The 19,756-nt window shown below is 61.3% G+C and carries 21 protein-coding genes; 7 read left to right on the top strand and 14 right to left on the bottom strand.

The window, feature by feature from the left end; translation table 11 throughout:
• Window positions 1-29: 29 nt before the first annotated feature.
• The 6 genes from xth to ACIPOO_RS15095 all read right to left on the bottom strand — a co-directional run bounded on the left by xth (window position 30) and on the right by ACIPOO_RS15095 (window position 7,167).
• The gene (xth, locus tag ACIPOO_RS15120) at window positions 30-860 is read right to left on the bottom strand and encodes an exodeoxyribonuclease III (protein WP_400608253.1); all 831 of its coding nucleotides are present in this window, start codon (window positions 858-860) and stop codon (window positions 30-32) included.
• 121 nt (window positions 861-981) lie between these two features.
• Window positions 982-2,775, bottom strand: a complete 1,794-nt coding sequence (locus ACIPOO_RS15115) for a glycoside hydrolase family 15 protein (protein WP_400608251.1) — start codon at window positions 2,773-2,775, stop codon at window positions 982-984.
• A complete protein-coding gene (locus ACIPOO_RS15110; protein WP_400608249.1) occupies window positions 2,772-3,671 on the bottom strand; it encodes an SDR family oxidoreductase in 900 nt (299 codons plus the stop codon). The genes ACIPOO_RS15115 and ACIPOO_RS15110 overlap by 4 nt, the downstream gene beginning before the upstream one ends.
• A 141-nt stretch (window positions 3,672-3,812) precedes the next feature.
• On the bottom strand, window positions 3,813-6,284 hold the full coding sequence (locus ACIPOO_RS15105; protein ID WP_400608247.1) for a PAS domain-containing protein: 2,472 nt from the start codon (window positions 6,282-6,284) through the stop codon (window positions 3,813-3,815).
• 304 nt (window positions 6,285-6,588) lie between these two features.
• Window positions 6,589-6,897 (bottom strand): hypothetical protein, encoded by a 309-nt coding sequence (locus tag ACIPOO_RS15100; RefSeq protein ID WP_400608245.1) that lies wholly within the window; start codon window positions 6,895-6,897, stop codon window positions 6,589-6,591.
• A 27-nt stretch (window positions 6,898-6,924) separates the two neighbouring features.
• Window positions 6,925-7,167, bottom strand: coding sequence for a hypothetical protein (locus ACIPOO_RS15095; RefSeq protein ID WP_400608243.1), 243 nt, complete (start codon window positions 7,165-7,167; stop codon window positions 6,925-6,927).
• A 149-nt stretch (window positions 7,168-7,316) separates the two neighbouring features.
• On the opposite strand from ACIPOO_RS15095, the gene ACIPOO_RS15090 reads away from it, so the two are divergent.
• From ACIPOO_RS15090 to ACIPOO_RS15065, 6 genes are all read left to right on the top strand, one after another.
• Entirely contained in the window at window positions 7,317-8,501 is a 1,185-nt protein-coding gene (locus tag ACIPOO_RS15090; protein ID WP_400608241.1) for a DUF2252 domain-containing protein, read from the top strand.
• Window positions 8,502-8,623: 122 nt separating this feature from the next.
• Window positions 8,624-8,953 carry a hypothetical protein gene (locus ACIPOO_RS15085; RefSeq protein ID WP_400608239.1) on the top strand — a complete coding sequence of 110 codons (330 nt, stop codon included), beginning with the start codon at window positions 8,624-8,626 and terminating at the stop codon, window positions 8,951-8,953.
• Window positions 8,954-9,219: 266 nt separating this feature from the next.
• Complete coding sequence (locus ACIPOO_RS15080) at window positions 9,220-9,693, top strand: hemerythrin domain-containing protein (protein WP_274130530.1); 474 nt, start codon at window positions 9,220-9,222, stop codon at window positions 9,691-9,693.
• Window positions 9,694-9,784: 91 nt separating this feature from the next.
• The gene (locus ACIPOO_RS15075) at window positions 9,785-10,087 is read left to right on the top strand and encodes a helix-turn-helix transcriptional regulator (protein WP_274130529.1); all 303 of its coding nucleotides are present in this window, start codon (window positions 9,785-9,787) and stop codon (window positions 10,085-10,087) included.
• Window positions 10,088-10,149: 62 nt separating this feature from the next.
• A complete protein-coding gene (locus ACIPOO_RS15070; RefSeq protein WP_400608236.1) occupies window positions 10,150-11,124 on the top strand; it encodes a zinc-dependent alcohol dehydrogenase family protein in 975 nt (324 codons plus the stop codon).
• 40 nt (window positions 11,125-11,164) lie between these two features.
• Complete coding sequence (locus ACIPOO_RS15065) at window positions 11,165-11,485, top strand: antibiotic biosynthesis monooxygenase (protein WP_274130527.1); 321 nt, start codon at window positions 11,165-11,167, stop codon at window positions 11,483-11,485.
• Here ACIPOO_RS15065 and ACIPOO_RS15060 read toward each other — a convergent pair.
• From ACIPOO_RS15060 to ACIPOO_RS15025, 8 genes are all read right to left on the bottom strand, one after another.
• Entirely contained in the window at window positions 11,482-12,018 is a 537-nt protein-coding gene (locus ACIPOO_RS15060; RefSeq protein WP_274130526.1) for a hypothetical protein, read from the bottom strand. The genes ACIPOO_RS15065 and ACIPOO_RS15060 overlap by 4 nt on opposite strands.
• A 226-nt stretch (window positions 12,019-12,244) precedes the next feature.
• Window positions 12,245-13,138: a serine hydrolase domain-containing protein gene (locus ACIPOO_RS15055; protein ID WP_400608233.1), complete on the bottom strand. Its 894-nt coding sequence runs from the start codon at window positions 13,136-13,138 to the stop codon at window positions 12,245-12,247.
• Window positions 13,139-13,521: 383 nt separating this feature from the next.
• Window positions 13,522-13,923 carry a DoxX-like family protein gene (locus ACIPOO_RS15050; RefSeq protein ID WP_400608231.1) on the bottom strand — a complete coding sequence of 134 codons (402 nt, stop codon included), beginning with the start codon at window positions 13,921-13,923 and terminating at the stop codon, window positions 13,522-13,524.
• The gene (locus ACIPOO_RS15045; protein ID WP_274130523.1) at window positions 13,920-14,372 is read right to left on the bottom strand and encodes a thiol-disulfide oxidoreductase DCC family protein; all 453 of its coding nucleotides are present in this window, start codon (window positions 14,370-14,372) and stop codon (window positions 13,920-13,922) included. Before ACIPOO_RS15045 ends, ACIPOO_RS15050 begins: the two co-directional genes overlap by 4 nt.
• 131 nt (window positions 14,373-14,503) lie before the next feature.
• Window positions 14,504-15,838: an MFS transporter gene (locus ACIPOO_RS15040; protein ID WP_400608229.1), complete on the bottom strand. Its 1,335-nt coding sequence runs from the start codon at window positions 15,836-15,838 to the stop codon at window positions 14,504-14,506.
• 95 nt (window positions 15,839-15,933) lie between these two features.
• Window positions 15,934-16,779: an NAD(P)-dependent oxidoreductase gene (locus tag ACIPOO_RS15035; protein WP_400608227.1), complete on the bottom strand. Its 846-nt coding sequence runs from the start codon at window positions 16,777-16,779 to the stop codon at window positions 15,934-15,936.
• A gap of 11 nt (window positions 16,780-16,790) precedes the next feature.
• Window positions 16,791-17,792 carry a transketolase family protein gene (locus ACIPOO_RS15030; RefSeq protein WP_400608225.1) on the bottom strand — a complete coding sequence of 334 codons (1,002 nt, stop codon included), beginning with the start codon at window positions 17,790-17,792 and terminating at the stop codon, window positions 16,791-16,793.
• Window position 17,793: 1 nt separating this feature from the next.
• Window positions 17,794-18,672, bottom strand: coding sequence for a transketolase (locus ACIPOO_RS15025; RefSeq protein WP_400608578.1), 879 nt, complete (start codon window positions 18,670-18,672; stop codon window positions 17,794-17,796).
• Window positions 18,673-18,827: 155 nt separating this feature from the next.
• On the opposite strand from ACIPOO_RS15025, the gene ACIPOO_RS15020 reads away from it, so the two are divergent.
• Window positions 18,828-19,754 carry a LysR substrate-binding domain-containing protein gene (locus ACIPOO_RS15020; protein ID WP_400608223.1) on the top strand — a complete coding sequence of 309 codons (927 nt, stop codon included), beginning with the start codon at window positions 18,828-18,830 and terminating at the stop codon, window positions 19,752-19,754.
• Window positions 19,755-19,756 lie beyond the last annotated feature (2 nt).

Here is a 19,756-nt window from a genome sequence, read left to right as displayed (position 1 = left end):
CTAGTTGAGCGATGCGAGACTGCCAAAGTTCAAACGGATCCACTCTTCTTGCGGGTCTTCTTCGCAGGCTTGTTTTCAGCAGCCCCGAGACGAATCCAGGTCGGCGCGTGATCGCTTGGATGCTCTTCGCCGCGCACCCAGGCGTCGACACCGGCATCCTGCAGACGAGGCGCCAGGGCTGGATTGAGCAGGAGGTGGTCGATGCGCAGGCCGGAGTTTTTCTGCCAGTGCTGACGGAAGTAATCCCAGAAGGTGTAGACGCGTTCGTCCGGATACAGGTGCCGCACCGAGTCGATCCAGCCTTGAGCCAGCAGGCGGCTGTAGCATTCCCGGCTCTCGGGTTGGAGCAGGGCGTCCTTGAGCCAGGAGCGCGGGTTGTAGATGTCTTCGTCCGTCGGCACCACATTGAAATCCCCGGCCAGTACGACAGGGTGTTCACTGGCGTGCAACGATTTTGCGTGCTCGATCAGGTGTTCGAACCAGCGCAGCTTGTAGTCGAATTTTGGCCCGGGCTGGGGGTTGCCGTTGGGCAGGTACAGGCAGGCGACAATCACGCCGTGGGCCGCTGCCTCGATGTAGCGCGCCTGGGTATCCGCCTCCTCGCCTGGCAAGCCCTTCTGGATCAGCAGGGGTTCGGAGTCACGGGCCATGATGGCCACGCCGTTCCACGAGGTCTGGCCCAGGTGCACAGCGCCGTAGCCTGCGGCTTCGAGGTCGCTGGCCGGGAACGCCTTGTCCGGTGCCTTGAGCTCCTGCAAACAGACGATGTCAGGCTGCTCGCGGTCCAGCCACTCCAGCAGATTGGGCAGGCGGGCGCCGATGCCGTTGACGTTGAACGTGGCGATCTTCAGGTTTTCCACTCTGCACACCTTCGACTAGTCCGAGCCTATTTATCTGAGGGTTTGCGAGTGACGGAGTTCGCGATTTATCGCCGGCGTGAGTCTTGCCAGACAACGGCGGGAATCGACGAGGCTGTCTAGGTCATTCGCCGTTGCACGCCAGGGCTGCGTGTATCAGTGTCAAATGGCTGAGCCCCTGGGGGAAATTCCCAAGGGGCAGGTTGGAATCGGGGTCGAGCATTTCCGCCATCACGCCATGGCTGGGCGTGATCCGTTTCAACAATGCCTCGAGTATGTGCTGGCCTTGTTCTCGCTGGCCCAGCAACGCGTAGGCTTCCACCAGCCAGAACGAGCAGGCGAGAAAACACCCTTCCTTTCCTTCGGCGCCGGTGTAGCGAAAGATCAACGGGCCCCGCGACAATTCCCGGGCGACTGCTTCGCGGGTGAGGACGACCCGGTCCACGCGTTCGAATCCAAACCGCGCAGCCAGCAGCACGGACGCATCGAGGCGGTCGGTATTGGCATACATGGTGTAGGACTGCTTGCGCTCGGACCAGCAGTGCTCGTCGATCCAGTCGCGAATCCTGTCGCGCTCCCTGGCCCAGCGCTGGGCTTTGCCGTCGGGAATCTGCCCAGCGTCGGCCAGTTTGCTTGCGCGGTCCAGGGCCACCCAGCAGCCGATCTTCGAGATGGTGTAATGGCGTTGTTCCGGCAACTCCCAGATGCCTGCGTCGGGCGTCTGCCATTCATCTGCGCACTGGTCGGCAAGGCTGTGCAGCAATTGCGCCGTGCCCTCGTCGAGCAGATGACCTTTGGCGACGAACAGCGAAGCGGTTTCGAGAATGTCTCCATACAGGCTCAGTTGCAGTTGATCGTACGCCGAGTTGCCGATCACGACAGGGCGGCTGTCCATGTAGCCTGACAGAGGAATTTCCTGAACGTCGTCCACTCGATCACCGTCGAGGGTGTAACACACATGCATGCGTGGCCCGTGCTTGCGAATCACCCCGATGAGCCAGGCGAATGCAGCCTTGGCCTCCTGCAGCGCGCCGACCCGCAGCAGGGCCTTGATCGTGTACGCCGCATCGCGCACCCAGGCATAGCGGTAATCGTAATTACGGTCGGAGCCGATTTTTTCCGGTAGCGAGCTGGTTGCGGCAGCGGCGATAGCCCCGCTTGGCGAGTAAAGCAGCAGCTTCAGCGCAAGGGCTGAGCGTCGCACCTCGGTGGCGTAGGCGCCGGTGAAGTCCAGCGTTTTGGTCCAGTCGCGCCAGGCGCCGTCGCTCAAATCGATCCGTGCGTCGATCTGCTCCAGAGTGGGGACCGCGAACGGCTCATCCTCAGAGGCGAGCAGAGCCAGCGTCACCCGCCGCCCGGCACCGACCGTGAAGCGTGCCCTCACCAGGCGATCGGTGTACTCGGTGATCTCAATCTCGGGGCTGGTGCGCAGCATCACCATCAAGGTGGCGATATGAAACACCTTGCCGTGCTGAGTGTCCTGAATCCATGGGCTTGCAGTGTCGGCACGGGTGCCTGGCTTGAACACCAGATCAAACTCGACTTCGCCTTCGACGCCCTCCAGGCGCCGCGCCAATTCACTCCAGGGCAAGCGCCCGGCATTGCCGCTGTTGAGCGACTCCGTCAGACGCACACTTCCTGAAGCCGTGGTGAAGGTCGTGCAGGCAACGTTGCTGTCGGGCAGATAATCACGCTCGATGGTGAAGGCCTCGCGCGGCGTCAGGCTGAAAAAGCCGCCCTTGTCGGCACTCAACACCCGGTCAAACAGCGGTGGCGAGTCCATGTTGGGCGCGCACCACCAGTCAATGGAGCCATCGGTTGCCGACAGGGCGACGGATCGACCGTCACCCAGGGCAATGTACTGGTCCAGAGGTACGTAGCCGTTCTCACGGGGCGAGATGGTGCGTTGGACACTCATGGAAGTGGGTTACCGCCGGTTACGCCGAACACTTCGCCAGTGATGTAGCTCGACTCCTGGTTGGCCAGCAGCACGTAGATCGGGGCGCATTCGGCGGGCTGACCCGGACGGCCCATAGGCGTCTCGGAGCCAAATGTGGGAATCTTCTCTTGAGGCTGGCCGCCACTGGGTTGCAACGGCGTCCAGAACGGGCCGGGCGCTACCGCATTGACGCGAATGCCCTGGCTGATGACCTGTTTTGCCAGCGCCTTGGTGAAGGCGACGATGGCTGATTTGGTCGGGGCGTAGTCCAGCAGCGTTTCCGAGGGCTGATAGGCCTGAATCGATGCCGTATTGATGATGGTCGCGCCAGGCTTGAGCAAGGGCAGGGCAGCCTTGCAGACCCAGAACAGGGCGTAGACGTTGGTCTTGAATGTTTCATCGAACTGTTCAGTGGTGAGATCGGCGATGGATTTCTGCGCGATCTGCTTGCCGGCCACGTTGACCAGGATGTCCAGACCGCCCAGGCCTTCCGATGCTGTGCTGACCAACTCTTTGCAGAACGCTTCACTTTTCAGGTCACCCGGGATGCACACCGCCTTGCGTCCTTCGGCTTCGATCAGAGCGACCACTTCCCGGGCGTCAGCTTCTTCTTCCGGCAAGTAGTTGAGGGCGATGTCGGCGCCTTCCCGGGCGTAGGCAATAGCGGCCGCGCGGCCTATGCCGGAGTCTGCCCCGGTGATCAGCGCTTTGCGACCTGCCAGCCTGCCAAACCCTTTGTAACTGGTTTCGCCATGGTCCGCGGCGGGCAGCATTTCATGCACCGTGCCTGGCGGGGTCTGGGGTTGCCTGGGGAATTCAGGTTGTGGGTATTGGGTCAGCGGGTTTTGCATCGCGAATTGGTTTTCGGTCGCCATTACGCATTCTCCTGCGAATCATTGAAGGATCTGATGGCGTTTGCGCCAACTTGAGTCCTAATGTCCGATGGGCCGCAATGGCAAAACGTTCAGTCTTTCTGCTTCCCGATCAGGAACCCGATCAGAACTGACCCCGGCACTCTACCTTTTGGCGGCTGCCTTCAATAACACGCGAGACAGCTGATCGATCGAATACGGCTTGTGCAGAAGCTCGAAGCCGGCTGACCCGTGCTGAGCAAGCACGTGGCTGTAGCCGGATGTCAGCACCACCGGCAGGCCGGGGTAGTGTTCGCGAAGCTCATGGGCCAGTTCGATGCCGCTCATGCCCGGCATGACGACGTCCGAGAACACCACATCAAACCGGTCTGCTCCGGCTTTCAGCTCATCCAGCGCCGCAAGCGCGGTGGCAGCGAGGACTGGCCGATACCCAAGCTCAGAGAGGGCCTGAACGGCAAAGGTGCCGACATCAGGGTTGTCCTCCACCACCAGCACAGAGGTGCCATGGCCCTCTTCAAGGGCTACGGGAGATTCCGGGGGTTGCGGGGCGGGGTGCTGCGCAGCGACTCGAGGAAGGTACAGGGTGAATGTGGTGCCATGGCCCACATCGCTGGCCACGGCGATTTCGCCGCCAGACTGTTTGGCAAAGCCGAACACCTGGCTCAGGCCCAGGCCTGTGCCTTCACCCACACCTTTGGTGGTGTAGAAAGGCTCGAAGATCTGTTCGAGGTGCGTGACCGGAATGCCCGAACCCGTGTCGCTGATGGACACAGCCACAAACGGCCCTTCCAGCGCAGGGTGAAGCCTGACCGAGGGCATCGATTCCACAGCCCGGACGGCTATCGAAAGTTTGCCTTCTCCCAGCATCGCATCACGTGCATTGGCGACCATATTCACCAGCGCGGTATCGAACTGGTTGGGGTCGGCATCGACAAAGCAGGGCGAATCAGAAAGCTCGATCAGGGTATCGATGCGTGAGCCAGTCAACGTCCCCATCATGCTGCTGATCGCCCGCACGTTGTCGCAGACACTGAACACTTCGGGTTGCAGGGCTTGTCTGCGGGCGAAGGCCAGCAACTGTCCGGTGAGCCTTGCGGCGCGATCCACCGTTTCCGAGATGGCCGTGACGTACCTGAGCCGTCGTTCATCCGTGAGGGCAGGCCGCATGAGAAGGTCGGTCGAAGACCGGATAACGGTCAGCAGGTTGTTGAAGTCGTGGGCGACGCCTCCCGTCAATTGACCTACCGCCTCCATCTTCTGCGATTGGCGCAACGCCTCTGCCTGCTCGCGCTCTGTCGTCACGTGGCGACCGGCTGCGTAGACAAGGCCGTCTTCAAAGGTGCCTGTCCAGCTGAACCATTTGTAAGATCCGTCCTTGTGCCGCAGCCGGTATTCATAGGGCACGGTGAGCGGGGCGTGGAAAATACCCTGGAAGACTGCAATGGTTGCCACCAGGTCCTCGGGATGGGTGTAGTCGGCGAAATTGGCGCCGAGCAGTTCCTGCTCCGACCATCCCAGTTGTTCGCTCCAGCGCGCGTTGACCGCCACCAGCTTGCCTTCGGGGGAGGCGATCACCAGAAGCTCCTGCGAGAGGCCCCAGGCGCGGTCCCGCTCTCTGGTGCGCGTGGCCAGGGCGGCTGCCTGTTCGCGCTCTGCGGTGATGTCCCGCGCAGTGCAATAGATCTTGCCGTCTTCCAGCACCGCGACCCACGCCAGCCAGCGATAACCTCCGTCGCGGTGCCGGTAGCGGTTTTGAAACCGTGAGACGGGACGTCCATTGGCCGCTGCAGACAGAATGCCTCGCGTCGCGGGCAGGTCGTCCGGGTGTACGAGGGAGAAGAGGTCCGTCTGGAGCTCTTCCGGCGACCACCCCAACACGATTGTCCAGGCGGGGTTGGCCGCTTCAATCCTTGCGTCAGCGCCGATCACTGACAGAAGATCAGGGCTCAGCAACCAGGTCCGGCTACGCTCCGTGGCGCGTTCATTGACCTTGCTCTCAAGGGTGGTGTTGAGTTCCCACAGGGCTTCCTGGCTGCGGCGCAGCCTCTGGTCTGAGCGGTGTCTTTCGATAGCGAGCGCGGCGGTTTGAGCAATCACCGAGATGGCTTCGATATCACCTAGCGTGGGCGCGCGGGGTTCAACGTAGTAGACGGCAAAGGTGCCAAGCACGCTCCCATCTGCCGCCTTGATCGGCATCGACCAGCAGGAGCGCAGGCCGTGGCACAGAGCGAGATCCGCGTAACCTTCCCAGAGCGGATCGCAGGCGATGTCATTCACATACACCGGAGTGCCGCGTGCCGCTGCGGTACCGCAAGACCCGATCCCTTCTCCGATCGCAATGCCATGGATGGCTTCGTTGTACACCGCCGGCAGACTCGGCGCGGCCCCGTGCAGCATGTACTGCCCGTCTTCGCTGAGAAAGAGAACCGAGGCCATCATGTTGGTGCTCTGCGCTTCCACGGCAAGTAGCAGCTCACTCAAGACGTCAGCGAGCGGAATGCCTGCAGCAATCTGGCCGAGAACTTTTCTCTCCCGCTCTACCAGAGCGGCAGGGGAGTAGATGCCCCCGATCAGACCTGAGTCGATGGAAGGTTTCGCGCCAGAATCTTCGAACACGGTAGAACTCTCGGGAGAATATGCACCGATTGTGGGAATCAGTGCCTGTGGCTGGAAAATCGGTAACACTGGACCTGGAGCGCGCAGGCCTCACCCGGCAATAAGCCAATACTTCGATATTTCAGGTGAGGGTGTCCAAATCACAACGCGCAGACAGATTGGAGCATCCGAAGCGCCCAATCGTTCCACGGAGTTTTCGACCCGCTGTTTCGCGGTATTGGAAGGCAACGCTTCGATGCAGCGCATTCTCCAGCATCACTGCCGGTCCGGCAATCTGGCGTTTTCAGGCAGCTATCTCGTAACGCTACAACCCTTGATACCACTGCGCGTACGGCGTGTTCTTCACCATGTGCCTGTTCAGGTCTGGCGCTGCGTCATCCCACCAGACCGGCCCTCGCTCTCCCAGTGCCACTTTGGCAGTCTGGACCGATGCGCGGGCGGTCTTCATTTCGTCCGGGTCACCTGAAGCCTTGGCGGCCTTCACCGCTCGCCTGGCGTCCATCAACTCGTTCACCAGGCGTTGCCGCGTCTGCGCATCAAGCCCAGGGTTCGAGCAGCGCCACAGCCGGTCGTTGACGACGAAGTAACGGCCATCGGGCGTGACAGGATTCATGGTCCGTACCTCGCAACAGAACGGGAACTAGGCACCGCCTGCCTGGGCCACGACCTTGATGTCTGTCAGGCCGACCCGCTCTGCCTGTTGCAAGATCTCCGCTGGCGTAGCGTCTGCATTGGGCATCATCAGGCTGTTTTCGCCATCGCCGAAATGCAGTTCCAACAAGTGCATTGCGGCATCGTGGACAGAGAGTTCCGGCTCATGCAGTTCGATGGAATGGGTGCGGGGTTCATCGTTGAATCGGTACTGCAGGCTGTAGGTATGCATGGCAACGTCCGTGGTAAGAAAGGGGATGTTGAATAACCTGACTTGCTGGTCAGCTTTAAGTTCAAGAAATCCCTTTCGGACTGGAGAAACATTTCGCAACATTCCCGTGTGCCGGGAGTCGTAGCTGTAATCCCGACTTAAGGCCGCACATGAAAACACCTCGCCCCGCCGCACGCCTGAAACCCCTCAACGAACTTCGAAATCTCAAGATGGCCCGATCTGCCCATGCCTATGTCAGGGGCAGTACGGTGCAGTTCTACGACTGGTTGCACACGCAGTCCGGCCGACGTCTGCCCAGCGGCCCGCCAGTGTGGATCTGCGGCGATTGCCATGCCGGAAATCTTGGCCCTACGGGCGATCTGAAGGGCGGCATCGACATTCACATCCGTGATCTGGACCAGACGGTCATTGGAAACCCGGCCCACGACCTGGTGAGGCTCGGCCTGTCTTTGGCGACGGCTGCCAGGGGCTCGGACCTTCCTGGCGTCACCACCGCGCGCATGCTTGAAGAAATGATGCGCGGCTACGAGATGGCGTTCGAGGAAAGTGTCGAGGAAGAGCCTCCACGGCCCGCTCAAGTGAAGGCCGGGATGCGCACGGCTGTTCGGCGAACCTGGAAGCATCTGGCCCAGGAACGCATCGAAAACACCAAGCCCACGTTCCCCCTTGGCAAGCATTTCTGGCCCCTGTCCAGAGCCGAGCGATCAGCGCTGCGTGAGCTGTGCGCCACCCATGACATTCACGCGCTGGTGACCTCGTTGAAAGGCCGCTCCCACCACGACAACGTGGAGATGCTGGACTGTGCCTATTGGGTCAAAGGCTGCAGCTCGCTGGGCTTGCTGCGGTATGCAGTGCTCATCGGGATCGGCGAGGGCGAAGATCTTGAATACTGCTTGCTGGACGTGAAGCAGGCCGTCGCCGCCGCTGCGCCCCGTTCGCCACGCATCTCCATGCCTCGGGATAACGCCAGGCGGGTGGTGGAAGGTGCGCGACATTTGTCTCCGGGTCTGGGGAATCGCATGGTTGCCGCTCGCATGATGGAGAACGGCTTCTTCGTTCGCGAGCTGCTTCCCCAGGACATGAAGCTCGAGCTGGATCAGATCAGCCAGACGGAAGCGATCCAGGCGGCAGGCTACCTGTCCCGCGTCGTCGGCCATGCCCACGCCAGGCAGATGGATTTGAGCACCCGTGCGGCCTGGATCAGGGATCTGCAACTCAACCGCTCACAGACGCTGGATGCGCCGTCATGGCTGTGGTCGAACGTTGTGCAGTTGGTGGGGAGTCACGAACAGGGCTATCTGGAGCACTGTCGACGCTATGCCTTGGATGCCTGAGCGGACGCCCAAGGCCCGCCCACGGGCTAGGGAGACGTGGGTCGCGCTGATACAATCGGGGACGCATCCTGCGCGTATGCGTCATCTCAACCCCGAAAAAAGATTTTTGTAAGGACTGATTTATGCAGTCGGCACTGGAAACAGTCGCTCTTTTTTGCCACAAGCTGGCGTATGAAACTGAAGATCAAAGCCCCATCTTGCGTGACGATCTGGTCATGGGCGACTACCAGAGCGATGTCTTCGAGCTGCTGCTGAAAAGGGGAGATGTCGAAGCCATCCAGCAGAAGGTCAACGAGTGCCTGCTCATGGCGCTTGAAGCAATGGGCGGCGCTGAAAAGCCACTCGGGCGTGAGCTGCAACGGCTGTCGGCAGGGTTTCACGCCGCCCGGACGCTGGACTCCATGACTGCTCCGCTGGCTATGATCAAGGGGTATCTGCGAGAGGTGCTGTAGGAGGAGACAGTCCGGCAGCTTTTGCCTTGGGCCATGATAATGCCACTTTGAGACGTCGGCTAACGTATGGCGGCGCTTTTGCACTATCCGTTCGCGCAGATTCGTGCAGTACGCCCGATATCGCTATTCAAGTCTTTCTGTAACCGGCTGAATCACAGCAGGAAATTCACATCCTCTCGCTGGCACGTCCGCTGCAATCTATCTGGAGTTACCGGCAGGACAGGCATCCAGACCCGTTCGCCAACCGTGATACCAGAGGAAATGAAATGAACGCCATCGACCTTCTCAAAGCCGACCACGAACGCGTCAAGTCCATCCTGACTCAGTTGAGCGAGTCCACGGAGCGGGGTGTGAAAAAACGCACTGATCTGCTCGCCAAGTTAGAGATGGAAATCACCATTCACACCAAGCTGGAGGAAGAGATTCTCTACCCCGCGTTCAAAGAGGCGGGTTCCAAAGAGCAGGACGTCATGTATTACGAGGCCAAGGAAGAGCACCGTACAGTTGACTCGCTCGTGCTTCCGGATCTCAAGAATACAGACCCGGCAACGCCAGAGTTTTCTGGTCGGGTGAAGGTGGTCAAAGAGTTGCTGGAGCACCATATCGAAGAAGAGGAAACCGAGATGTTTCCCCAGGCCAAGAAGCTGCTCGGCAATGCCAAACTGGATGAGCTGGGTGCGCAGATGGAAACCATGAAAGCCGATTACAAGAAAGCGTCGTTATCTGGGCTGGCTGCATAAACCGGTGTCAACGCGCCCGGCTCATTGCCGGGCGTTTTTGCGTGTGTTTAGCACGCATTGACATATCGGTAAATCTCGATATCCTGAGCTCATGGAACTGGTCGAAATATTCAAAGCCCTCTCGAACCCGACGCGCCTGCAGATTCTCAAAGGCCTGAAGGATCCCGTAAAGAACTTCCCGCCTCAGGATGAAGGCGACGTTCTCACGGTGGGCGTGTGCGTGAGCAGTATTCAGGAAGGTATCGGGTTGTCGCAGTCCACGGTGTCGGGCTATCTGGCGACGCTGCAGCGGGCAGGGCTGGTCGAGGTTCGGCGCATCGGTCAGTGGACCTACTACAAGCGCAACGAAGCCACCATTGGCGCGCTTGCCGAAGTCATAGGGAAAGACCTGTAGTTTTTTTAGCGCAATATATCGAGATATCTCGATATCCCTTATTCTAGATGCGAGGATTCACCATGAAAGCGACGGTACTGAAGTCATTTGGCGGGCCTGATTCGTTCGAGCTGTGCGACGTGCCCAAGCCTGTCCCTCAAGCCGGGCAGGTGCTGGTCCGGGTGCATGCCACCTCCATCAACCCGCTGGATTACCAGGTGCGACGCGGCGACTACCCTGACCTGGTACCGCTGCCGGCGATCACCGGGCACGACGTTTCGGGCGTGGTCGAAGCGGTCGGGCCGGGTGTGACGGCTTTCGTTCCAGGCGATGAAGTCTGGTACACCCCGCAGATATTCGAAGGGGCAGGCAGTTACGCCGAGTATCACGTGGCTGACCAGAGCATCGTCGCGAGAAAACCTGCGTCGCTCAGTCATCTTGAAGCAGCCAGCCTGAGCCTGGTGGGCGGCACGGTGTGGGAAGCGTTGATCGTGCGGGCGGCGTTGCGGGTAGGGGAGAGCGTTCTGATCCACGGCGGCGCGGGCGGGGTCGGGCATGTGGCGATCCAGTTGGCGAAAGCCATGGGCGCCAGGGTATTTACCACCGTGCGCGAGGCAAATGCTGAGTTCGTGCGTGGCCTGGGCGCCGATGGGGTCATCGACTATGAGAACGAGGATTACGTCGACGTGATCATGGCCAAAACCGATGGCCGTGGGGTTGATGTGGTGTTCGACACCATCGGCGGCAACACCCTGTCGCGCAGCCCCGACGCGCTTGCCCAACTGGGGCGCGTGGTGTCGATCGTGGACATCGCCCAGCCGCAGAATCTGGTTCAGGCCTGGGGCAAGAACGCGAGCTATCACTTCGTGTTTACCCGACAGAACCGCGGCAAGCTCGATGAACTCAGCGCACTGGTTGAGCGGGGGCAGTTGCGGCCACATGTGGGCGCCGTCTACTCGCTGGCCGACATCGCGCTGGCCCACGCCCGACTGGAAAGTTCCAACAACGGCCTGCGAGGCAAGATTGCGATTGCGGTCGAGCCATCGCTGATCCCTTGAGCCTTCACTCCCCCCGTTCACGTCATTGACGAGGCACACCATGATTTACGAAATCGCGCTGCTCCCTGTTCACAAGGATCGTATCGACGCATTCAGGAATGCCTTTGCCGAGGTCGCGCACCTGCTGACCCGGGCAGAAGGTTACGGCGGCCACATGCTGGCGCAGGGGATCGAGACTCCCGAGCAATTCAACCTGATCGTGCGCTGGCGCTCCCTCGAGGATCACACGCCGGGTTTTGAAGAGAGCGAAGACCATCGGTTGTTCATGCAGGGTCTTGAGAGCTTCTTTTCCCAGGAGCCGGTGGTCTATCACATCAATGGCAACGAGGACCTGTCAGGCTGGTCGATTCCTGGCGCCTAGCTCTTGAAGCTGAAGAGATGGATGAACGCGGAAAACCCGCCCAGCACTACCCACAATGTGGAGAAAATCCAGGGCGCGCGCATCGAGAACTTCAGCGCTTCGCGGTAGCCGCCCTCGTTGGATTCACGTTTGGCGAACAGCGGGGAATCGTCGTAGACATCGCTCATGCGTGGCTGGCTGGCCAACAGGTGACTCTGCTTGAGGTACCAGTGATCGATGATTTCGTACGCCGCCTTGATCCCTGACCAGGCATGCAGCGAAGTGATCAGTCCCAGCACCGAGAGCAGTACCGAAACCACCAGTGAGAAGAGGTTGCCCCAGTCGGGATTGACGTTGGCCATCGACGATGAATAGGCAATGACCAGGAACGACTGGGCACCCAGATAGGCGTTGGTGCGGCCGGAGAGCATGGTGGTTTCGTACTGGATTTCCTTGCGGTAGAAGTCCAGGCGATCCTTCAACGAGCCGAACATGATCGCGTCGTCGTCGGTCGGTGCGTCGAGGTTGGAGCCTTGGGTGATGATGTGACTCATGGAGCGTACGCCTTCATTCGAAAGTCCAACGTGACGGCAGGGGCGTCATGGGGCCTGCACAGGTTGCTCGATATGTAGGTGAGAGAGGGATGTCGCGGATTAATTCAACGAAGTTCGCCTTCAAAGACGGGTGGCATAGGTTGTAGGAGCGCGCTTGCCCGCGACCGCGGTGTGTCTGCAAACGGGTTCGCCGGCTGACGAAACGCCGTCGCGGGCAAGCGCGCTCCTACGGGTAGCGAGCCTGCTGGAGGGTTTCACTCAACAGTTGCGCAACCCGGTATTCCACTGTTCCCTCGCTGCCACCTACCTCGAACACGGCGCAACAGGCCGACGCACCGCCTTCGCTGGCACGGTTGACGGCGATGACGCTCCCAGGCCCGCCGCCTGTGTGGCCGGACAATATCATTCCGCTGGCAATCGGCCCGTGCATCAGGCCCAGGCCATAACCCGGTGCGACCCACGGCCGCCCAGGAATCGGGCCGCCCAAGGTTCGGGGCGTCTGCATCTGCTGGAGCAGGGCGCCGGGGAGAAGGTCATGGGTGAAGAGTCGATCCAGCAATAGGGCAGCTTGCGAAACAGGCCCGATCAGCAGGCCATGAAACACCCAGCCCGGGTCGTAGTTGGTGGAGAATCCCATATGCGCCGGTTGCAAATCCGCGGGCGTTTTTGCGAAGCGGACATTCGATATCCCCAGCGGCATCAGCGCCCGTTGAGCGACGGCATCATCAAGTGTCAGCCCCGTCAGCCGCTCAATCAGCCGTCCGACGAGCATGTAGCCGACATTGGAATAGCGCCAACCGGTGCCGGGGCTATAGCGAAGCCGGCTGCCGTCCAGGCGCTCCATCATCTCACTGGCCGACCAGGCCGGCTCACCGTTGGCGACAGCGGCGTGATAGTCGCCCAGTTCGCCGTAGTCCGCCAGGCCCGCTTCATGCCTCAGTAACTGACGCAGTGTGAAAGGCTGGTCGGGCAGCAGATCGTCCAGTCCAATCAGCCCGTCCCGCACCAGCGTCAGCGCGGTGGCGGCCAGGACTGTCTTGGTGAAACTCCACCAGGGGACCGCCAGTTCGGGGTGACTGGATGTGGTGATCTGGCCATTCAATATGAGCGATGTGAACATGGTTTCCCTTGGGTTATCTGGCTAACTCTTCGCGTTCAGCGATGGTGCTTGTCATCTGCGCTGCATTCTCCAGGTTAGGTTGGCGATCCTGAGGCAGCCACGCCGGCAAGCCGGACTGCTACGGGATCGGGGTCGACTGCAAATTCCTGAAGCACCGAGTAACGATGTAGCAGCCGGGCTTGCCCGCGAGAGCGGTCTTGAAACCGCCCCCGCCAGCAAGCCGTGCTGCTACGGGACCGGGGCCAGACGCAAATTTCCGCGCATCAGATAGCCCGGCAACGCACTGTTGATGCGATGGTTGACCCGCCAATGCGCGGATTCGTGGATGATCAAACGAGGCGATATATCCATATGACGGCCTTGGGAAATGACGGTGAAGGGTATCACTGGCGCGCGGATGTCACGTCACCGCCCACCGATTCCCGCGTAATCCAGGCGATGGCACACAACGCCATGCCTGCCACATTCAGCGTGACCGGGTTGAACGCGTCGATCAGCATCGATGGCTGCATCGCCGCCACGTCCACCAGCAGGCCGAGCAGGATGAGTGCGGTCAACGGTAAGGGCCAGTAGAGCCTGGGCAAGAACAGCAGCACTGCAGCCCAAACCAATTCGGCCGCGCCAGCTGCTTGCGATAACCACGCGGCACCTTCCAGGCCATGAGCCCGCAACAGTAACTGCTCGCCGGGGCTCAGGGCGATGAGCTTGGGCACCAGCCCGTGGTAGGCAAACATGAAGGCGAGACTGCCGCGAGCCAGCCAGTGAACCTGGCGCAGGGCATTCACGATCCAGCCTTGAGAAAGCGCCGCTGATGGTCCGCTGTCGGCAACAGGCAGACGTCGTGTTTGCCGAACAGCCGATAGCGGTTCAGGGCAATGCGATCGTACGCCCAGTCTCGAAGTGCTCGCGGGACTACACGCAGCAGCCCAAGTATCCGCCATGCAGCAGGCAATTGCGCCACCACCTCGAAGAACGCCTCCGAGCGCACCCAGTAATGCCGGCCGCGAATCACCGCCATGGTGTCGAACGCATCCACTGGCAACCCTGCCCACGTCAGCAACGCTTGTCCTTCGGCCGACTGCACGCTGGCCAGGCGGACGCGATGATGCCGGTCATGCCGGATCAGAAATTTCGCCCAGCCATTGCACAGCTTGCAGACACCGTCGAACAGCACCACGGTTTCACCGGGGGCCAAAAGCGGTGCAGGGGTCGGGCGGATCAGAGAGGCGGGCATTGCGGGTTCTCTGCAAGGCGAGGATGCGGAGCATTGTAGGGTGGGGTGGCGTTTTGTTTCCAGTCACGGCCAGGCAAAAAAAAGAGGCCTGAACCACCGGATTCAGGCCTCGCTCGCATTTCTTCGCTTGCCTACTGCAACGCCTGCTTCCCTACGGGAGCCGCACGCTCTACCACCGGCATGTCCTTGGCCACCGCCGGCGCGGTTTCGCGCATTTTCACGGCGCACAGCGTCGAGACCACGCCCAAGAGGCTGAACAGGATCGCCGGGCCCATCCAGCCGACCTGCGAGTACAACGCGGTGGCAATGAAGGGCAGGGTGCCTGCGACCAGCGATGCGCAGTTGTAGCCCAGGGAAATCCCGGAAGAGCGCACGTTGGCCGGGAACTGTTCGGTGAACCAGCTGGCTTCCACGGCGAAGATCGGGTCGTGGCTGAGGATCAGCGCCATGGCCACCGCCACGATGATCAGCGGCACGATGCCGGTGTTGATCATCATGAACATCGGGATGCCGAACACGATGGTGAACAGCGAGCCGATCAGGAACACCGGCTTGCGCCCGATGCGGTCACTCAGGGCGCCGTAAAACAGGTGGCTGCCCAGGCCGATGGCCGAGCCGATCATGGTGCCCCACAGCACGTTCTGCTTGGTGGCGATGCCCGAGAGCACCACGTAGGACAGCATGAAGCTGGTCGCCAGGTAGTAGCCGCCGGTTTCGGCCAGACGCAGGCCGGCGATCTGCAGCACCTTGCGCCAGTCTTCACGAATCACCTGCAACGCCGGCTGCTTGACCAGGGTGTTTTCAGCCTTGGCTTTTTCGAACTCCGGCGATTCACTGACGCTCATCCGAATCCACATACCCACGGCCACCATTACCACCGAGGCCAGGAACGGCGCGCGCCAGACCCAGTCACCTTCGAACAGCGCTGCCGACAGCAGGAACGCGCCGTTGGCCATCAGCAGACCCAGGGGAATGCCGATCTGCGGCACCGCGCCGAAGAAACCGCGACGATGGGCCGGTGCGTGTTCGCAGGCCATCAGCACCGCGCCGCCCCATTCGGCACCAAAGCCGATGCCCTGAATCATGCGCAGCAGAATCAGCAATATCGGTGCGATGACCCCGGCTTGCGCGTAGGTAGGCAGCGCCCCGATCAGGACGGTCGCGCCGCCCATGGCCAGCAGCGACCAGAGCAACACGGTCTTGCGCCCCAGACGGTCGCCGAAATGCCCGGCCAGGTAGCCACCCAAGGGGCGCATGAAGAAGCCCACGGCCATGGTCGCGAACGCCGCGAGGATGCCGACGATGGGCTCTGTGGTATGGAAGAACACCTGGCCAAACCAGCCTGCGGCAGCGGTGCCATAGATGAAGAAGTCGTAGCTTTCCACGGCCGAGCCGACCATGGAGGCGAAGGAAACTTTCCCCGCCTTGCTTTCTGTTTGTGCTGACGCCGTCGAGGATGTGCTCATGGCAAACTCCGAACTTTTATTGTTGTTGTAGCGGGCAGTCCAGCGTGTGGATTCTGCCCTGAGTGTTGGAACGGACCTTTACAACTGTATCGGGCTTACTCCCAGGTTTCGATGACCCGGCTGTCGTCGCGCCTGCCCAGCCCTGCGTCAGACGCCTGACTGAAGCGGGCGTGAGCGATGTCGAGCAACGGCACCGCCGCATTGCAGCCTTGCGCGGCAGACGCCACCAGGCCGCTGTCCTTGACGAAGATATCGACCATGCTAGTGACCTGGGTGTCAGTGCCTTCGAGCATGCGCGGCCCGCGATCGGAGAGCATCCACGAACCTCCGGCGCCTTTTTGCACCAGATCCAGCACCCGCGCCGGGTCCAGGCCCAGCGAACGCGCCAGGCTCAACGCCTCGGCCGCCGCCACCAGGTGCACCGAGCAGAGGTGCTGGTTCACCACTTTGATCGCCTGGCCGTCGCCGACGTCGGCGCCTGCATCACGCACTTCGCCCATGCTGCGCAGCACCGGTTCGACCCGTTCGACGGCGGCTTTGGGGCCCGAGGCGAAAATCAGCAGGCTGCCAGTGCTTGCCCGCGCCACACCACCGGTGACCGGGGCGTCGACCACTTGCACGCCTTTTTCCAGCAGGCGCACCGCCTGTTCACGCACCGAGGACGGGCCGACGGTGCTCATCACCACCCAATGCTGACCGGGGTTGAGCTCGGTGCACTGGCTGACCAGTGCGTCCAGTTGCGCCGGTGTGGCGACCATCACCACCACCACGTCGGCATCGATGGCCGCGCGCCAGTCAGCGCTGGACTCGATGCCCTGGGCCTGCGCCAGGGCGCGGTTGGCTTCACTCAGTTCGATGCCGACCACGCCGTGGCCCGCCTGCAGAATCTGCCGCGCCATGGGCAGGCCGATGGCGCCAAGACCGATAAATGCAACGTTCATCTTCGCGCTCCTCATGCCAGCCACTGACGGATGTTCGCCGCCATGACCTGAGTGGAAATGCCATAGCGATCATGCAAGGTCGGCAGGGCGCCGGCGTCGAGGTAGGCATCGGGCAGGGCGATTTGCTGGAATGCCGGGCTGACCCGCGCCTTGAGCAGCGTCAGGGCCACGGCCTCGCTCAGGCCACCGACCGTGCTGTGGTTTTCCGCAACCACCACCAGCCGGCCACTGCGGCGGCACTGCTCGATGATGGTGGCTTCGTCCAGCGGCTTGATGGTCGGCACGTGAAGCACCGCGACGTCTGCGCTGCCATCGCCCAACAGCTCGGCGACTTCCAGGGCGCGCATGGTCATGATGCCGCTAGAGATAATCAGCACATCCTTGCCGTCGCGCAGCAGCTTGGCCTTGCCCAGTTCGAATGTATAGTCGTACTGGTCCAGCACCATCGGCACCTTGCCGCGCAGCAGGCGCATGTATACCGGGCCGTTGTATTCGGCGATGGCGGTCACGGCCTGGGCGGTGTCCAGTGCGTCGCACGGGTCGATGACGGTCAGGCCCGGCACGGCACGCATCAGCGCCAGATCGTCGGTGGCCTGGTGGCTGGGACCGTAACCAGTGGTCAGGCCTGGCAGCGCGGCGCAGATCTTCACGTTGAGGTTTTCTTCGGCGATCACCTGGTGGATGAAGTCATAGGCGCGGCGGGTGGCGAACACGGCGTAGGTGGTGGCGAAGGGGATCAGGCCCTCTTTGGCCATGCCGCCCGCAGCGGCCATCAGCAGTTGCTCGGCCATGCCCATCTGCAGGTGGCGCTCGGGGAATTCGCGGCCAAAGATGTGCAGGTCGGTGTACTTGGACAGGTCGGCGGTCATGCCGACAATGCGCGAATCCTTCTGTGCGGCAGCGACCAGCGCATGGCCGAACGGGGCGGTTTCGGTGCGCTGCCCTTCGCTGGCGATGGAGGCGATCATCGCGGAGGTAGTCAGGCGTGGTTTGTTCATGGTTGGCGTATCCATCTCAGCGTTTCTCCGATTCCAGATGGGACTGGTAGCTGGCATCCAGAACCTTGATCGCGGCCTGCCATTCATCTGGCTCGACGCGAATGAAGTGGTTCTTCTCGCGCACTTCCAGGAAGTCCACGCCTTTGCCCATCAGGGTGTCGAACAGGATGACGCGAGGCTTGGCTTCCTTGAGCGCCATGGCCTCATCGAAAGCAGCGATGACCGCCGCCAGGTCGTTGCCATCGACACGCTGCACATGCCAGCCGAACGCCTGCCATTTGTCGGCCAGCGGTTCGAAATCAAGAACCTCATGGGAGTTGCCGTCGGCCTGCTGTTTATTGAGATCGACCAGGGCGATCAGGTTGCCCAGCTTGTGGTGCGCTGCGGACATGGCTGCTTCCCAGGTCGAGCCTTCGTCCAGCTCGCCATCGGACATGGAGTTGAACACCCACGCCGGGTTGCCTTTCATGCGCAGGCCCAGCGCCATGCCCACGCCAATCGGCAGGCCCTGACCCAGCGAGCCACCGGAGATTTCCATCCCCGGCGTGTAGCTCGCCATGCCGGACATCGGCAGGCGACTGTCGTCGGAGCCGTAGGTCTCCAGTTCGCTTTCGGGAATGATTTGCGCCTCGATCAGCGCGGCGTAGAGGGCGATTGCGTAGTGCCCGTGGGACAGCAGGAAGCGGTCGCGGCCTTCCCAAAGAGGATCGTTGGGGCGCACCTTCATGGCATGGCAGTAAGCGGTGGCCAGCACATCGGCCCAACCCAGCGCCTGGCCGACGTAACCCTGACCCTGAACCTCGCCCATGCGCAGGGCGAAACGGCGAATGCGCCAGGCATGATGGGCCACACGTGCGAGCGGCTCCATGGCCACTTCGGCACCTTGAGAAATCATCGTCATCTGTAAGTCCTGCTTATTTTTATTAAGAGGCAACCGGTGGTCAGAGATACACGGCAACTGATGTTCTGAATTCATCAAACACCCTGCATCCAACCTGTAATCAAGCTACCATCGGAAAATAAGCCCTTACAAAAGACATTTTTACAGCAATGACTGAGCAGAATTCACTAATCCAGCAGCTTCGCCGGGTGCCGCTTTCATCACTGCGGGTGTTCGAATCGGCGGGCCGCTCTGGCTCGTTCATTCAGGCCGCGCAGGAGCTGGGGATTTCCTCAAGCGCGGTCAGCCACTCGATCCGCAAGCTGGAAGAATCCATCGACATTCAGTTGTTCGAACGCACCACCCGCGAGATCAACCTCACGCCCAAAGGTCGCCTGTTGATGGAGCACGTGCAGCGCGGGCTGGAAGAAATGCAGCGCGGTTTCGTCCTCGCCAAGACCGACGAACCACCGCCGTTGCGCCTGCACACCGCACCCAGTTTCGGCATGCAATGGCTGATGCCGCGCCTGCACCGATTCGTTCAGGCCTACCCGGCCATCGACCTGCGCTTCTCAGCCAGCACCGACTACGCGCAATTCGAAAACGATGACTTCGACCTGGACATCGTCTACGGCGAACCGCGCTCAGCCCTCAACGAAAAAGTGCCCCTGGCCGTGGAACACCTGACCCCGCTGTGCAGCCCGGAGTTGGCGAAAAGCATTCGCACGCCACAGGATTTATACGAGCACCGGCTGATCCAGTGCGACGTGCAGATGCTGCAATGGAAGGGCTGGTTCGAGGCCAACCACCTCATGTCGCCCCATCACTACGCCCTGCGCTTCGACCGCAGCATCATGGCCATTTCGGCCGCCACCAACGGCATGGGCGTGGTGCTGGAATCGACCCTGCTGGCCCAGAGCGAACTGGAAAACGGCACCCTGGTCGCGCCGCTGCGGGCCGTGACCCACGACATTCAATACATCGGGCATTACCTCGTCTACCCGAAACGGCGGACGAGGCATGAAGCGGCGGAGGTGTTCAAGAAGTGGCTGCTCGATGAGCTGGGTGTGCGGCCTGCGGTGGCGGTTCAGGGGTGAAC

This window comes from Pseudomonas sp. NPDC090201 (genome assembly GCF_044746825.1).
Classification (GTDB): Bacteria; Pseudomonadota; Gammaproteobacteria; order Pseudomonadales; family Pseudomonadaceae; genus Aquipseudomonas; species Aquipseudomonas putida_AD.
Note: the sequence above shows the minus strand (reverse complement) of the source record. Positions and strands in the feature narration are given on the sequence as shown.

Bases quoted from the DNA above. Each gene is read 5' to 3' on its own strand.
- ACIPOO_RS15115 (WP_400608251.1), bottom strand. From the start codon at position 2,775: ATGAGTGTCCAACGCACCATCTCGCCCCGTGAGAACGGCTACGTACCT.
- ACIPOO_RS15110 (WP_400608249.1), bottom strand. From the start codon at position 3,671: ATGGCGACCGAAAACCAATTCGCGATGCAAAACCCGCTGACCCAATAC.
- ACIPOO_RS15100 (WP_400608245.1), bottom strand. From the start codon at position 6,897: ATGAATCCTGTCACGCCCGATGGCCGTTACTTCGTCGTCAACGACCGG.
- ACIPOO_RS15095 (WP_400608243.1), bottom strand. From the start codon at position 7,167: ATGCATACCTACAGCCTGCAGTACCGATTCAACGATGAACCCCGCACC.
- ACIPOO_RS15090 (WP_400608241.1), top strand. From the start codon at position 7,317: ATGAAAACACCTCGCCCCGCCGCACGCCTGAAACCCCTCAACGAACTT.
- ACIPOO_RS15085 (WP_400608239.1), top strand. From the start codon at position 8,624: ATGCAGTCGGCACTGGAAACAGTCGCTCTTTTTTGCCACAAGCTGGCG.
- ACIPOO_RS15080 (WP_274130530.1), top strand. From the start codon at position 9,220: ATGAACGCCATCGACCTTCTCAAAGCCGACCACGAACGCGTCAAGTCC.
- ACIPOO_RS15075 (WP_274130529.1), top strand. From the start codon at position 9,785: ATGGAACTGGTCGAAATATTCAAAGCCCTCTCGAACCCGACGCGCCTG.
- ACIPOO_RS15070 (WP_400608236.1), top strand. From the start codon at position 10,150: ATGAAAGCGACGGTACTGAAGTCATTTGGCGGGCCTGATTCGTTCGAG.
- ACIPOO_RS15065 (WP_274130527.1), top strand. From the start codon at position 11,165: ATGATTTACGAAATCGCGCTGCTCCCTGTTCACAAGGATCGTATCGAC.
- ACIPOO_RS15060 (WP_274130526.1), bottom strand. From the start codon at position 12,018: ATGAGTCACATCATCACCCAAGGCTCCAACCTCGACGCACCGACCGAC.
- ACIPOO_RS15055 (WP_400608233.1), bottom strand. From the start codon at position 13,138: ATGTTCACATCGCTCATATTGAATGGCCAGATCACCACATCCAGTCAC.
- ACIPOO_RS15045 (WP_274130523.1), bottom strand. From the start codon at position 14,372: ATGCCCGCCTCTCTGATCCGCCCGACCCCTGCACCGCTTTTGGCCCCC.
- ACIPOO_RS15040 (WP_400608229.1), bottom strand. From the start codon at position 15,838: ATGAGCACATCCTCGACGGCGTCAGCACAAACAGAAAGCAAGGCGGGG.
- ACIPOO_RS15035 (WP_400608227.1), bottom strand. From the start codon at position 16,779: ATGAACGTTGCATTTATCGGTCTTGGCGCCATCGGCCTGCCCATGGCG.
- ACIPOO_RS15030 (WP_400608225.1), bottom strand. From the start codon at position 17,792: ATGGATACGCCAACCATGAACAAACCACGCCTGACTACCTCCGCGATG.
- ACIPOO_RS15025 (WP_400608578.1), bottom strand. From the start codon at position 18,672: ATGATTTCTCAAGGTGCCGAAGTGGCCATGGAGCCGCTCGCACGTGTG.
- ACIPOO_RS15020 (WP_400608223.1), top strand. From the start codon at position 18,828: ATGACTGAGCAGAATTCACTAATCCAGCAGCTTCGCCGGGTGCCGCTT.